At 33.6% G+C, this 14008-nt stretch carries 16 protein-coding genes and 1 riboswitch; of the genes, 8 read left to right on the top strand and 8 right to left on the bottom strand.

Annotation, left to right across the window (positions count from 1 at the left end):
* Positions 1-794 (top strand): UDP-N-acetylglucosamine 1-carboxyvinyltransferase (locus Q9R40_RS08160; protein ID WP_304677237.1); only part of this gene is annotated, 794 nt, incomplete at its 5' end.
* Between the two features lie 71 nt (positions 795-865).
* Here Q9R40_RS08160 and Q9R40_RS08155 read toward each other — a convergent pair.
* The 3 genes from Q9R40_RS08155 to Q9R40_RS08145 all read right to left on the bottom strand — a co-directional run bounded on the left by Q9R40_RS08155 (position 866) and on the right by Q9R40_RS08145 (position 3762).
* Complete coding sequence (locus tag Q9R40_RS08155) at positions 866-2194, bottom strand: nucleobase:cation symporter-2 family protein (RefSeq protein WP_304677236.1); 1329 nt, start codon at positions 2192-2194, stop codon at positions 866-868.
* A 1-nt stretch (position 2195) separates the two neighbouring features.
* On the bottom strand, positions 2196-2774 hold the full coding sequence (locus Q9R40_RS08150) for a xanthine phosphoribosyltransferase (protein WP_127795706.1): 579 nt from the start codon (positions 2772-2774) through the stop codon (positions 2196-2198).
* Positions 2775-2843: 69 nt separating this feature from the next.
* Positions 2844-2942, bottom strand: a riboswitch (purine riboswitch).
* 43 nt (positions 2943-2985) lie between these two features.
* Positions 2986-3762, bottom strand: coding sequence for a beta-carotene 15,15'-monooxygenase (locus Q9R40_RS08145; RefSeq protein WP_304677233.1), 777 nt, complete (start codon positions 3760-3762; stop codon positions 2986-2988).
* Between the two features lie 187 nt (positions 3763-3949).
* Between Q9R40_RS08145 and guaA the strand changes: the two genes are divergently transcribed.
* A complete protein-coding gene (gene guaA, locus Q9R40_RS08140; RefSeq protein WP_304677231.1) occupies positions 3950-5503 on the top strand; it encodes a glutamine-hydrolyzing GMP synthase in 1554 nt (517 codons plus the stop codon).
* 90 nt (positions 5504-5593) lie between these two features.
* Here the strand turns inward: guaA and Q9R40_RS08135 are convergent, their stop codons facing one another.
* The gene (locus tag Q9R40_RS08135; protein ID WP_304677229.1) at positions 5594-5986 is read right to left on the bottom strand and encodes a hypothetical protein; all 393 of its coding nucleotides are present in this window, start codon (positions 5984-5986) and stop codon (positions 5594-5596) included.
* Between the two features lie 205 nt (positions 5987-6191).
* Here Q9R40_RS08135 and Q9R40_RS08130 point away from each other — a divergent pair, with 205 nt between their 5' ends.
* Together Q9R40_RS08130 and Q9R40_RS08125 are read left to right on the top strand one after the other, a co-directional pair.
* Complete coding sequence (locus tag Q9R40_RS08130; protein WP_300593110.1) at positions 6192-6824, top strand: TetR/AcrR family transcriptional regulator; 633 nt, start codon at positions 6192-6194, stop codon at positions 6822-6824.
* Between the two features lie 162 nt (positions 6825-6986).
* Positions 6987-7496, top strand: coding sequence for a YbhB/YbcL family Raf kinase inhibitor-like protein (locus Q9R40_RS08125; protein WP_304677227.1), 510 nt, complete (start codon positions 6987-6989; stop codon positions 7494-7496).
* A 158-nt stretch (positions 7497-7654) separates the two neighbouring features.
* Here Q9R40_RS08125 and Q9R40_RS08120 read toward each other — a convergent pair whose 3' ends face one another.
* Positions 7655-7747, bottom strand: a complete 93-nt coding sequence (locus Q9R40_RS08120) for a putative holin-like toxin (RefSeq protein WP_304677226.1) — start codon at positions 7745-7747, stop codon at positions 7655-7657.
* A gap of 173 nt (positions 7748-7920) precedes the next feature.
* Positions 7921-8898: a helix-turn-helix domain-containing protein gene (locus Q9R40_RS08115; protein WP_304677225.1), complete on the bottom strand. Its 978-nt coding sequence runs from the start codon at positions 8896-8898 to the stop codon at positions 7921-7923.
* A gap of 192 nt (positions 8899-9090) precedes the next feature.
* Between Q9R40_RS08115 and Q9R40_RS08110 the strand changes: the two genes are divergently transcribed.
* Both Q9R40_RS08110 and Q9R40_RS08105 read left to right on the top strand, forming a co-directional pair.
* The gene (locus Q9R40_RS08110) at positions 9091-9351 is read left to right on the top strand and encodes a hypothetical protein (protein ID WP_297937828.1); all 261 of its coding nucleotides are present in this window, start codon (positions 9091-9093) and stop codon (positions 9349-9351) included.
* Between the two features lies 1 nt (position 9352).
* Positions 9353-9754, top strand: a complete 402-nt coding sequence (locus Q9R40_RS08105; RefSeq protein ID WP_297937831.1) for a type II toxin-antitoxin system death-on-curing family toxin — start codon at positions 9353-9355, stop codon at positions 9752-9754.
* Between the two features lie 20 nt (positions 9755-9774).
* Here Q9R40_RS08105 and Q9R40_RS08100 read toward each other — a convergent pair whose 3' ends face one another.
* On the bottom strand, positions 9775-10344 hold the full coding sequence (locus Q9R40_RS08100) for a TetR/AcrR family transcriptional regulator (RefSeq protein ID WP_297937833.1): 570 nt from the start codon (positions 10342-10344) through the stop codon (positions 9775-9777).
* 154 nt (positions 10345-10498) lie between these two features.
* Here Q9R40_RS08100 and Q9R40_RS08095 point away from each other — a divergent pair, with 154 nt between their 5' ends.
* Together Q9R40_RS08095 and Q9R40_RS08090 are read left to right on the top strand one after the other, a co-directional pair.
* Entirely contained in the window at positions 10499-12271 is a 1773-nt protein-coding gene (locus tag Q9R40_RS08095; protein ID WP_304677221.1) for a DHA2 family efflux MFS transporter permease subunit, read from the top strand.
* A gap of 163 nt (positions 12272-12434) precedes the next feature.
* Entirely contained in the window at positions 12435-12854 is a 420-nt protein-coding gene (locus Q9R40_RS08090; protein ID WP_304677219.1) for a YjdF family protein, read from the top strand.
* A gap of 63 nt (positions 12855-12917) precedes the next feature.
* Here the strand turns inward: Q9R40_RS08090 and gap are convergent, their stop codons facing one another.
* Complete coding sequence (gap, locus tag Q9R40_RS08085) at positions 12918-13922, bottom strand: type I glyceraldehyde-3-phosphate dehydrogenase (protein ID WP_304677218.1); 1005 nt, start codon at positions 13920-13922, stop codon at positions 12918-12920.
* Between the last annotated feature and the right edge of the window lie 86 nt (positions 13923-14008).

The following is a 14008-nucleotide window of genomic DNA, read 5'->3' as shown; positions in this document are numbered from 1 at the left end:
TTCATTTAAAGATGCCTTCTGTAGGCGCAACAATGAACATAATTATGGCTAGCGTAATGGCAAAGGGCCAAACTATTATTGAAAATGCAGCTAAGGAACCAGAAATTATTGATTTAGCTACATTTTTGAATAATATGGGCGCTGTTATTCGTGGTGCAGGTACTGAAGTAATTCGAATTGAAGGAGTGGAGGAGCTAAAAGCACAAACTCCTCATACTATTATTCCTGATCGAATTGAAGCTGGAACTTATGTGGCTCTAGCTGCTTGTATCGGAAACGGTATTAGAATTCATAATATTATCGAAGAACACCTAGATTCTTATTTAGCTAAAGTAGAAGAGATGGGTGTAGTAATTGATGCTGATGAAGATTCCCTTTATGTTTATCCAGCTGGTGACTTGAAGATGACGCAAGTTAGAACTGATGTCTATCCTGGATTTGCGACTGATTTACAGCAACCAATTACTCCGCTTCTTCTAACTGCTAAGAGTGGTGAAGGTGTAATAATTGATCAAATATATCCTAAGCGTGTTGGTCATATTCCTGAACTTCAAAAGATGGGTGCAAATATTCAAGTAGAAGATAATATTATCTTAGTTCATCCAACTCATCATTTGCATGGAGCACATGTTAGTGCTGGTGAAATTAGAGCAGGAGCTTGTTTGATGCTGGCTGGTTTAATGGCAGATGGTGAAACTATCATTTCAAATGCAGGCAATATTTTGCGTGGCTATGATAGAATTGAACAAAAGTTGCGTCAACTAGGTGCAGAAGTATCTGTGATTGATGTTTAATTAAAATAGAATATTAAAAAGGACTTGGAATTTCCAAGTCCTTTTTGCGTGGTTTTAAGAAAATATTTTATTTAGTTTTGTACTTCAATTTTTTCTGGAGTAGCGGGAATATGTTGCTCTTCTAAGCCAGATTTTCCTTTAAATAGTAAATTGAGAATAGTAGCACTTAAACTTGCTACAACAATACCATTTCCAAGGAATAATTGAATAGTTTCTGGTAAAGATTGGAAAACTTGTGGATAAACAGTAACACCTAATCCGAGACCAATTGAAATAGCTACGATTAGGATATTACGAGTATCCTCAAAGTCTACTCTCTTTAGCATTCTCATTCCTTGGACGGCAATCATTGTAAACATCACAAGCATAGCGCCGCCTAAGACAGAGTCAGGGATGATAGTTACTAGAGCACCAAATTTAGGTAATAATCCCATTAACATTAAAAATCCGGATGCCCAGTAAATTGGTCTTTTTGTAGTAATGCCTGATAATTCAAGCAAACCTACGTTTTGTGAAAAAGTAGTGTAGGGGAATGTGTTAAAAATTCCGCCAAGGATCTGTGCGAGCCCTTCAGCACGATAACCCTTTTTAAGGTCATCACTAGTGATATCTTTGTGGAGTAAGTCACCAATAGCAAAGAATACTCCGGTAGATTCAACCATTGAAACGAGAGCAATAATAATCATAGTTAAACTGGATGACCACTCAAATTGTGGCATTCCAAAGTAAAATGGTTGAGGTAAGTGGAACCAAGAAGCTTGAGCAACTGGAGTAAGTGAAACCATGCCAAGAGTGCTGGCAATTAAGGTTCCTACAATTAACCCTACTAAAACCGCGATCGATTTAATAAATCCTTTGCCCCAAACTTGAAGTGCAAGAATAATTGCTACAGTTATAAAGCCAGTTAAAAGATTTTTAGGATCACCAAAATTTTTAGCGGTAGAATTACCTCCACCAAGATTTTGAATAGAAACTGGAATTAAAGAAAGACCAATTACTGTGATTAAGCTCCCGGTTACAACTGGTGGAAAGAGCTTTTTGATTTTAGAAAAATAACCTGCTACTAAAAATACGAAAACACCTGCTACAATGATTGCACCATACATAGTACCAATGGTGAATTTTTTTCCAATCATTTGAAGAGGAGCTACAGCTTGAATAGCACACCCTAAAACAACAGGTAAGCCAATTCCAAAATAGCGATTACGTAGAAGCTGGAGAGCAGTTGCTAAACCACACATGAAGATATCAATTGAAACCAGATAAGTCATCTGAGTGGAGTTAAATTTCAAAGCAGCTCCAATTAAAAGAGGTACGGCAATTGCTCCTGAATACATTGCTAGTAGGTGTTGTAGACTTAGTAAAGCAGCTTTTTTATGGTTAACTTGTGTGTGCTTCAATTTATTTTTCTCCTACAAAATGTACTTGATTGTTTTTAAAATCAGCAATTCTGGCTAAGGCTTCAAGACGGTAGCCATGATCTTTAACCCATTCGCTGCCACCTTGGAATTCTTTAGCTACGACTACGCCAACACCAGCTACAGTTGCATTTGCTTGATTTGCAATATTAAGCATTCCTTTAACAGCTTCTCCATGTGCTAAGAAGTCATCAATAATTAATAAGTGATCATCACTACTCAAGAATTTCTCTTCAACACAAATTTTATTATTAACTTTTTTAGTGTAAGAAAATACGTCTGCCCAATAAACAGCATCATTAAGAGTTGAAGGTTTTTTCTTTCTCGCAAAAACCATTGGCACTCCTAATTGATATGCAGCCATAATACCAGGAGCAATTCCTGAGGCTTCACAAGTAAGAACCTTAGTAATTTTTTCATTTTCGAATAAACGCTTAAATTCCTTACCGACTTCCATCATAAGTTGCGGATCGACTTGATGATTTAGAAAAGAGTTAATTTTTAAAACATTGCCATCTAATACTTCTCCATCTTTACGAATCCGTTCCTCAAGTAATTTCAATTTTATCCTCCTACAAAAAAGACTTCTTCTACCCGTAAATTAGGGTAAAAGAAGTCCTTTGTAGTGCTACTTATGACATCGATTACCTATAGTCCAGAATTAATTGGTTCCGGGTAGAAACTGTCGACCTTATTACGACGATATATAGATATTTTGATATCTAGAGTGTAGCAGAATCATTTTCCGAACACAAGTCCTCTTTTTTGATGTATTATTCTGAAATTGATTTTTTCTTTTTTAAAGAAATGATTGCCTCAAGAATTCCATATGTAATTCCAGCAAGTGGCCAAATAATCCAGCTTTGACTCCAACTTTTGCTAATGAAACTATAAGCAAGATAGATAAAAGAAATAGTCATCCAATAAATAGTGGCATATTTTTCAATTATTTTTTTGCTAGCCTTTTTCTCAGGAGTATAGTCTTCCATTTGCAAAATAATATTAAAACTATCACGAACAATATTGGTTTTGACTAAGAAAAAGACACCAATTCCTACAAGAAAAATCGTAGCAGTTGAAAGACCAGTCATTAGGTCATCAATTCGGCTATTTGAAAGAGAACCAATAAATAAAGATCCCGTCATAAGTGGAATGACAGATAAAATACAGAAAGTAATGCCAATAATTTTTAGAACTAGGTGCTGATCTTCATATTCTTTACTTGACTTAAGAACTTGCTCTTTTGTTTCTTCAGAAAGATTACATTCTTCATACTCGAAATTTTCGTGAACTTTTAGCCAGTGATTTCCTGCAATCAAGAGAGCCACAGCTGCTGTAACTAGAAGTATTAAAATAATTACGCCAATTCCTGTCGCAAAATTAATCGATGAAGTTAAGACATCTAATCTTGTTAGGCTGATTAAGATTAATAAAGTAATTGGCGAGAAAATACATAGCATGACGCCAATAGCAATCAATGTAGAACTGCGTTTTCTAGCGGATAAGAAATCTTGAACCGAAGATTGAGATAAGTATTTTTTTTGAGACATAAGTATCACGTCTTTTGTATATAAAAGCTGAATAATATAGTTTTACTTCAATTTTATATAACAAATTATCAAAGTGCTATTTTGCTGCTTGTGAAGTTAAAAAATAAATTAATGATTGACCAATTGAATTTTTCTTAGTAAAGTTTCTAGTAAATAGGGATAAATTATTTTTTAGAAGGAGAAAATTGTGGCTAAGACTAATCTAAATGATTTTGACAAGATTATTGTGCTTGATTTTGGTAGTCAATATAACCAATTGATTACTCGTCGAATTCGTGATTTTGGTATTTATTCAGAACTTTTACCACATGACTTAAGTATTGAAAAGATCAAGGAAATGGCTCCTAAGGGAATTATCTTTTCTGGTGGTCCAAATAGTGTTTACGATAAGGATGCTTTAAAAGTTGATCCTGAAATTTTCAAGCTTGGTATTCCAATTTTGGGAATTTGTTATGGGATGCAACTCATGAGTTACGATTTAGGCGGTAAGGTTGAAAAGGCTGATAATTCCGAATATGGCCGTGCTGATATTGAGGTAACTGATCCTAATGCAGTTTTATTTGAGGGCTTGCCAAGAGAACAATACGTTTGGATGAGTCACGGTGACTTAGTAACTAAGGCTCCAGAAGGCTTTACTGTAACTGCTAAGAGTAAGAACTGCCCAATTTCTGCAATTGCTAACAATGAGAAGAGGTTCTATGGAATTCAATTCCATGCTGAAGTTCGTAATTCCGAATATGGTTTAGATATTTTGAAGAACTTTGCCTTTAAGGTTTGTGGTGCTGAAGCCAACTGGACCATGGATGATTTTATTGAAATGCAAGTTGATGAAATCCGTAAAAAAGTTGGCGATAAGAAGGTTATCTTAGGTCTTTCTGGTGGAGTTGATTCTAGTGTTACTGCTACTCTTCTTCACAAGGCAATTGGTGATCAATTAACTGCAATTTTTGTTGATCACGGAATGCTTCGTAAAGACGAAGGGGATCAAGTAATGCAAGCTTTGAACAAGGATCTTGGCGTTAATATTATTCGCGTTAATGCACAAGAGCGTTTCTTGAACAAGCTCAAAGGCGTAACTGATCCTGAACAAAAGCGTAAGATCATCGGTAAGGAATTCATTGAAGTCTTCAACGAAGAAGCTAAAAAGTTAAAAGATGTTGACTTCTTGGCCCAAGGTACTCTATATACTGACGTTATTGAGTCTGGAACTAATACCGCTCAAACTATTAAGTCACACCACAATGTCGGTGGTCTTCCTGAAGACATGCACTTTGAATTGATTGAACCACTTCGTAAGCTATTCAAGGATGAAGTTCGTGAACTTGGTGAAAAGCTTGGTATTCCTCATGACTTAGTATGGCGTCAGCCATTCCCAGGCCCAGGTCTTGGTATCCGTGTTATCGGTGAAGTTACTGAAGACAAACTTAAGATTGTGCGTGAATCAGACGCAATTTTACGTGAAGAAATTAAGAATGCTGGCCTTCAAGAAGATATTTGGCAATACTTCACAGTTTTGCCAGGTATTCGTTCAGTTGGTGTTATGGGTGATGGTCGTACTTATGACTACACTATCGGTATTCGTGCCGTAACTTCAATTGATGGTATGACTGCTGACTTTGCTCAAATTCCATGGGATGTTTTGAGTAAGATTTCTACTAGAATCGTAGATGAATGTGACCACATTAACCGCGTAGTTTACGATATTACCAGTAAGCCACCTTCCACTATTGAATGGGAATAAGAGACTCATCTCTGAAAAAATAATAGAAATTAAAGAAGCCTATTAAATCTTGGTATTGATGAACCATGATTTAATAGGCTTTTATAGTATTTAATTAAACTCAAGATTATTTGCTTCATCGATCTTAGTTAGGAAAGATGAAACATCGGTAATAATATCATTGGTGTATGAAACATTAATCAGATTAACCCAATTTTTTCTAAGAAAATAGTCGTCAATGTCGTATCTAACTTTAGTTAAGTATTTATAACTAATAAATAGTAGGTCAGAAAAGATTACATTACGTTTTTTAGGCTGCATTACAAAATCAAGTAACAAGTCTTTTCCTGAGCCTTTAATAAAGTGGAAAAATTCGCAGTTGATATGTCTAATCGGCTGAAAAGGATATAAGATTTGAGAATTTAGAACTTGTTTTTCAAATTGTTTAAGTAGTTTTTGATCTTTTTTGTTAATGACATAATCACTGCTATATAAGTTAATCATCGCTATCAATTCCTATTCTTACTATTGCACCTAAAGTATATAAATTTAAAAAAGTAAAAACAATGAATATTAACTAAGTTGAAAAAGAAAAACTTTTTATATCGAAAGTAAAAAAATATTTTACTTTTGATATAATATTTTTAATAATTAAGTAAAAGAAAGTTACAGACTGTAAATATTTACGGAAAAGAAGTGAGGAACAAGTTTGAGTGATATTAGGGTACAGAATACAAAAAATAATTTGATTGCTGCTCTTTTCAGCTGCTTAGAAGATAAGAGTTTCCATAAGCTAAAAGTAAAAGATATTATTGATAAGGCTGGCGTAAGTACTAGAACGTTTTATCAATATTATTCAGATGTCAATGATTTGCTAAGAGATACAGAAGATGGCTTTATTACAGAGTATCTAAAAAATGTTGAAAAAGATCGTGATTCATTAGGAGATCTTGATTTAGATGTGCCTTTTGAAGATCAGTTAGAAACTATTTTAAATGCAACAAAAAATACCATCGAGTTCTGTTATGCGCATAAAAAAGAGATTCAACTCTTGTTATCTGATAATGGGGATACGCGTTTCTACAATATGATTTTCCACACTGGTTGTGAGGAAATTATGAAACGTATGAGCCAGATTAAAAATATCGATAAGTTAAAGATGAATGAAAAAGAACAAATGAGAATGATGATTAGTGTGCAGGTATTTGTACACAGCATCATTGGTATGGTAAGAGTTTTGCTTGAATACAGTGATAGGTTAGCTCCATATGATGTTCGTCAGAGTATACTTACATTTTTGCGTGAATCCCCGATAGCTTATATGAATATAAATAAAAAATAGAGACGATAAAATAATTTATAGTATATTAGGCTGAACTCCACGATAACTGGCTAAAGTATTGAATTAAGTGGTTTTATTGGCAATTGAGAAATAATTGTACTTAAATATGAAGTAGTATAAGAAGAATAGTAATTAAAAAACTCAGTTTTAGTGGATACGTCAATGAAAATAGAAATTCCAACTATGAATGGATTTATTCCGGATTGCTACAGTAAGTTTGCCAATGCTGATCAAAAGATTGAAGGAAAGCCTAGTAGATCTTTCCCAATTTTTATTACTGATGCACCCGATAATGCAAAAACTTTAGCTGTATATTTTAGAGATTTTGATTCAGTTCCAGTTTGTGGATTTACATGGATTCACTGGTTAGCTGCCAATCTTCCGGTTCAAGATATTCCAGCTAATATTAGTCATTCTAAGAATACCAGCCTTGATTTCGTCCAAGGAAATAATAGCAATATTAGCAAGTTTTTAGGTAAAAATTCTGGCCCAGTTAAAGGCTATACAGGTCCAATGCCTCCTGATAAGACGCACTATTACACCTTAACCGTGTATGCATTAGATACAAAACTTGATCTAAAAGATGGCTATTGGTTAAACGACTTTTTGCGTAAAATGGAAGGTCATATAATTGATAGTGCGACTATTTCAGTTCCAAGTAGAGCAAAATAAAAGTCGAAGTTACTAATAAATATGCTATAATTTAGGTAAAGAAAAAGGAGATCCGAAGATCTCCCATGCAGCCCGCTTTAAGAGCGGTGGCTAAGGTTATAAAAACGACTAAAACGACGCTCTATAACTCGCCAAAGTTATAGGTAGAGCGGCGTTTTTTATTTTCTGTTGTGATGATCGATATATGTTAGCAAAGCTAACATAAAACTACCAAACAAAAGCATTAACGAGATGGGCTCGTATACGCTCATCTGGCTGAACCCTTTCCAATTGATGTCGGTCCATAGGCCTCACCTTCGGGAGGAAAAACAGCCACCGCTCATAAAATTTTCTGCGGATATAATTATAGCGAAAATTTTTTTGCAACAGAATATAGACTAGTGAAAAAGCTCGCGATTAATTTCGCGGGCTTTTACTATTAAACTTATTCTGCTTTTTCCTTAATAAAAAAATATGTAAATAGACAATAGACTATAATTCCTAAATAAAAAACATTCGTAGCGCTAAAAGTAGGTTCAATAAATCTACTAACAATGTAATCTATACCTAAAACACCGAAAATATAAATCCAGCTTCCGTAAACAAATAATTTGTGTAGGTTAGATGGCAGATGCTTTCTATATTTAACTAAAAGGGAAAGATAGCGGAGTTGCGATACATAAGATATAAAGAAATATGTGGCACCACTGAAAATTGAGAAAGTTATTCCCCAGGCAATAAGAGAGACGGTCCCGTTAGAGTTGCTGAGTCCACTAATTACTGGGCCAATAATACCTAAGACTGCTAGGATGCAGGATAAAACTAAATATTTATCATTGGTATGATGAAAGGATTGGATAGCAGACCCTAATCTCTTTTTCTCTTCCATAATGTCAAAGTTTTGTTTATTTAGATGCTTAAATTCACGCATAATAAGAAAACTATAAATTAGAAGACCAAATGAAATTGCAAGAACTACAATGGTTGCAGCAAAGCCTATAAGTGAAATGATTAACCGCATTTTATCACTGGCACCTATTAGGAACCATGGAAGAGCACTGCAAAAACTAATACATGCTGGACTGAAAATAGCAAGAGCTATTGAGAGAGCGCGTAATTTTGAGCTCTTCTTAGCAGTAGATAAATATTTTTGAACCAATTCATCAGGTAAAATAGGTAATTGCTCTTCTACTGGAATATCTGCCGTTTTAATTTCAAAAGATGGAGCTCCACTTTTTAGTAAATAATCTGTGGTGACACCAAATAATTCTGATAAGTTAACGATTTTTTCAATATCTGGAATTGATTGATCACTTTCCCATTTTGAAACTGCTTGGCGACTAACATTCATTTTTTCAGCTAAGCCTTCTTGAGAAAGATTATTCTTTTTTCGTAATTCCGTGATTTTTTGACCTAATCTCATATAGATTGTCCTTTCGTTGTTGATTGATTTTAATTTATTAAAAATTACGGTTGCAGACAACCACTTTTTGATTGCATTGTATGCAACTAATGGTTGCGAGAGGAAAAATTATAGTGATTAATCATTATCTTAATAAATTTGTATCTACAAATGCTATAATTGTAATTACATAATTGTGAAAGGTTTGATTCTATGGATTACATTACAAATTATGATAAAGATAAAATGGCTAAAGTATTTAAGGCTGGAAATTCTGAAGCAATAAGACTGACAAAAAAAGATGCTGAACTATTAGATCTTAATCCTGGCGATCAAGTAATTAAAGAAATATCTTCAGATGGAATGTCGATAACTTATAAAAAAATCCCCCAGATTTCCCAAGAAACTAAAAAAGAGATTGCTAACATTTTAGATGAAGATGCAGACTTGATTTGGGCATTAAAGGATTTATAGAATGGAATTTAAATATCTAACTGAAAGTGAATTAATCTATATAAACAAAATGGTACTTGAGTTTACAGATGAAAAACAGGATGTGATTCAATATCCCGAAGGCTTAAGTATTATTATTCAACAGCCTAAGCAGGTATTATTTGGACATGAATTATATCCTAACATTTGGCTAAAGGCTGCTTTCATTCTGCAAAAAATCACTAAAAAACATATTTTTACTGATGGAAATAAGCGCACCGCATATGTTGCAACTAAATTATTTTTAAAGAAGAATGGATACCACTTGTTGCTAAATAAGTCGGAAGGGATAGCATTGATGTTAGGAGTTACCACTGCAGCTGATAGTGAAGATGAAATGATAAAAGTTGCCACTGTTTTGAAGAAAAATAGCTCTAAGCGTTAGCAAAGTGAAAAAGCTCGCGATTAATTTCGCGGGCTTTTTGCGTACAAAAAATTATTCTTGGCCAAAGCAGCTAAATTAGACAGTGAAATTTCAGTAGGATTGATTAACCAAATAGAAAATGCATTCCATAAACTACCGACACTTAAAAGAGCAATATATTTCATTTGGATTGAGTCATATTCATTGCCTTGGTAAGAAAGAGAGAGATGCTGGTTGTGAAAATCCATGAAGTACTGGGGAAAAATAGAATTGAATTTGTTTAAAATTACCGACGATAGATTTGCATTAACTAAAATAGTTAATTGTGGAATGTATCGTTTCCAAAATTCAAAAAGTAAAGTGATCAGATCTTCATAATTTTGAGGATTCTTTTTGTTAGCATAAGTAACCCAATCATTAAGTAACTGATCAATATATGTATTTAATAAGTTTTCTTTATTTTTAAATAAACGATAAAAGGTCTTTCGCGACACACTTGCACCAATAGAAATATCCACAATCGTAATTTCAGAATATGGTTTTTCCTCTAATAGTTTAAAAAAGCTTTTTAAAATTTTTTCTTTATTTTGCTTGGACATTCTATTTCTCATCGCCTATTACTCCTAATTTTGACACAATTTAAGTTTTCACTGAATCTATTGTCAAATAAAAAATTTCTTTGTATGGTGATATTACAGTTAATGTCACACGTGTGTCAATAATTTTTAACTGTAAATGACAGAGTTAAAACGGGAGGAATAGACAATGTCAAAAACAAGAAAAATTATTGGCTTTATTGGTTTAATACTTGCAATGTTCATGGGAGCATTAGATGCAACAATTGTTAATATTGCTTTACCCGACATTATGAAAGACTTAAAAACCGGATTAACAGATACTAGTTGGGTTGCTACAATCTATGTTTTAGCAATGGCAGCATTTATTATTACTGCATCAAAATTAGCAGATATTTTTGGTCGTAAAAAGATTATGTTGTTGGGAGTTATTATCTTTGGCGGATTTTCTTTTGCTTGTATGACAGCAGACTCGTTAAAGTTGTTAATTGTTTATCGTTTCTTTCAGGGAATAGGAGGAGCAATTTTAACGCCCATTGTTTTACCAATGGGTATTGAGTTATTTGGAAAAGCAAACACTAGTAAAATTACTGCGTTAATGGGAGCATTTAGCGCATTAGCTGCCGCTGGTGGACCTGCAATAGGTGGGCTAATCATTAACTATCAAAATTATCACTGGATTTTTGGAATTAATATTCCAATTTCACTTATTGCTTTCTTACTGATTTTGCTTGGAACAAATGAATCATATGATGAGTCAATTAGTAAATCTGTTGATTGGCTAGGAGTTATTTTTTTAACCGGATTTATGGGTTCACTATGTTTTGGCTTACTAGAAGGTAGAGAATATGGCTGGAATTCAAATATTATTGTTGGATGTTTTATTGGAAGTTTGATTAGCTTAATATTATTTATCATGGTAGAAGCGAAGGCTCAATCACCTATTGTTAATTTAAATTTATTTAAAGAGAAGACTTTTTCAGCTTCTTGTATCATCTATATGGTTTTTGGTTTTGCAATTATAGGACCATCCTTAATTTTGAACTACTTCTTGCAAAACGTTAAAAACTATTCAGCATTACATTCTGCTTATTTAATTATTCCAGCATCATTAGCCATCGCAATAGGGATGCCCCTAGCAACAAAAATGTATAGAACTATTAGTGCCAAGATGTTAATTGGAATTGGCTTAGTTGTTACTGCGGGTGGTCTAGCAATGCTAGGTATGATTAAAATCAATACTAACCAGGATATAATTGTTAGTTGTAATAGTATCATTGGTATAGGACTTGGCTTTATGGCTATTGCCTTAACTTCATCAGTTAAATATTTACCAGTAGAAAAAACTGGTATTGGATCTGGGATAGTTAATGCTGCTAGATATGTTGGTCAAGCGATAGGAATGGCATTATTAGTAACCGTACTTAATAATAACGTAGCAAGTGCTAAAAATAATATTCGAGAAACTGCATATACTCAAATTCATAGGAGAAATCTTTCTCCAGAAGTTAAAAAGGTGGCTCGACAACAGATTAGCTTAGTTTTTAAAAATTCAAAAAGTGATAATAAGATAAATAGTAAGCAAAAGCAGATGAAAATTAAAATAATGCAAGCTGCTGAGGATACGGCTAATTTACCAATTCCAAAGGAAGGAACAGCCTATAGAAAATTATATTTAGCAAGTCAAAAGCTAAATCATGGAACCGAAAAATTAGGTATATTACCAGTACCTCAATTAAAGCTAGGTATAAATGCTTTAAGTAAGGGACAAAGAAAAATAGGAAGAGCTATTAAGTTATTGGCTCAAAAACAACAATTGATTTCTGCGTTAAATAAAATTCAAGCAACGAAGAATAATGAACTTGCAAATGCTTTTGCGCAGGTGTTCATCCTAACTAGTTTATTAACGATTATTTGGTTGCCTTTATGTTGGTTTACAGATCGAAAAGAAGCCAGTAACTAGTGGTAGAGATACTTCTTTATAATAGTAATTAATTTTAATATAATTTGATCTAAGGAAAGTAAAAACACAATTCGGTTGGTAGTCCGAATGTATAATTTATTTATATCAGTAACTTTCCCTCCTAGGATGTCCCTCTTTCCTCTTATTTTTAGGAGGGGACATAATGATTAAAGGTGTATTAACTATTATTTTTGATGAACCATTCTACAAAGCAATTTTTGAGCAATTCGATGGTACTCAGTATAAAGTGGCTCAAGTTAATATGGGAACTTCATTGCCAACGATGCCGAAAATAATTGACTTAGTGAATGAGCATTATTCTGACTTACGATTTAGCAAATCAACTCGAGATCAGGAAGTAATGCATCATATTAACCCGAAAAGAGCTCAAAGATTAGCGCATAAAGAAGTTCGAAAACGTGGAATTGGTACTAAAGCTCAACAAGCTTTAAAAAAGCAATTTGAGAAATCGAAAATAACTAGAAAAAAGATGAATAAAGATAGAAAGCGTGAAATGCAAAAAGGGCGTTTTCTACAAAAACAAATTAAACGTCGAAAAAACATCGAGGTCATTAATGAATAAAAGCTATTAAATCAAGGCTTGAAGCCAAGTTTTAATAGCTTTTTGTTTTATATTGATAAGAATCTATTTCAAGTTTGCTAAGTATTTTAAAGTTCTAACCAGTTGAGAAGTATAAGACATTTCGTTGTCGTACCATGCAACGGTCTTAACTAATTGACGCCCGTTAACATCCATTACATGAGTTTGAGTTGCATCGAACAATGAACCATACGTAATGCCAATAATATCAGATGAAACAATTGGATCAGTATTATAGCCAAATGATTCGTTTTCAGCATTCTGCATAGCTGCATTAATTTTCTCAACTGTAACATTTTTATCTAGAACGGTGTAAAGTTCAGTTAAGGAACCGGCTTTAACAGGGACTCTTTGAGAGACACCGTCTAATTTACCTTCAAGTTCAGGAACAACTTGACCAATTGCGCGAGCTGCACCTGTGGTAGTAGGAGTAATATTTTCTGCAGCTGCGCGTGCTCTACGAAAATCATTTTTACGGTGTGGACCATCTAATGTCATTTGATCTCCAGTATAAGCATGGATCGTAGTCATCAAACCTTCTACAATGCCAAAATTATCATTCAATACTTTAGCCATGGGTGCTAGTGAATTAGTTGTACATGAAGCACCAGAAACAATTTTATCATCTGGAGTCAGAATATCTTGATTAGTGTTGTAGACAATAGTTGGGACATTGTTACCAGCGAAAGATGAAATTAAGACCTTTTTTGCACCAGCTTTGAGATGAGAAGAAGCCTTTTCTTTTGAAGTAAAGAAACCAGTACATTCAAGTACGATATCAATTCCTAACTTCTTCCAAGGTAAATTTTCTGGCTTAGGCTCTGCTAGAATTTGAATTTTGTGATCATCAACAATAATTTGATTATCTTCAATTCTAACTTCTCTATTAAATCGACCTTGAGTAGTGTCATATTTTAACAAGTTGGCTAACATGTCAACATTGGTTAAGTCGTTAATTGCTACAACCTCAATATCTTGCACATCTTGGATTCTTCTAAAAGCCAAGCGTCCAATTCTACCAAATCCATTAATTGCTACTTTAATAGTCATTGTAAGTTCCTCTCTTTCATTTGCTTTTGCTTTAACTTACACATAAAATATAGCTAAAAACATTGATATTAACCATTTAGTATCTA

The sequence above is a fragment of the uncultured Lactobacillus sp. genome (assembly GCF_948948975.1).
In the GTDB taxonomy this organism is placed as follows: Bacteria; Bacillota; Bacilli; order Lactobacillales; family Lactobacillaceae; genus Lactobacillus.
Note: the sequence above shows the minus strand (reverse complement) of the source record. Positions and strands in the feature narration are given on the sequence as shown.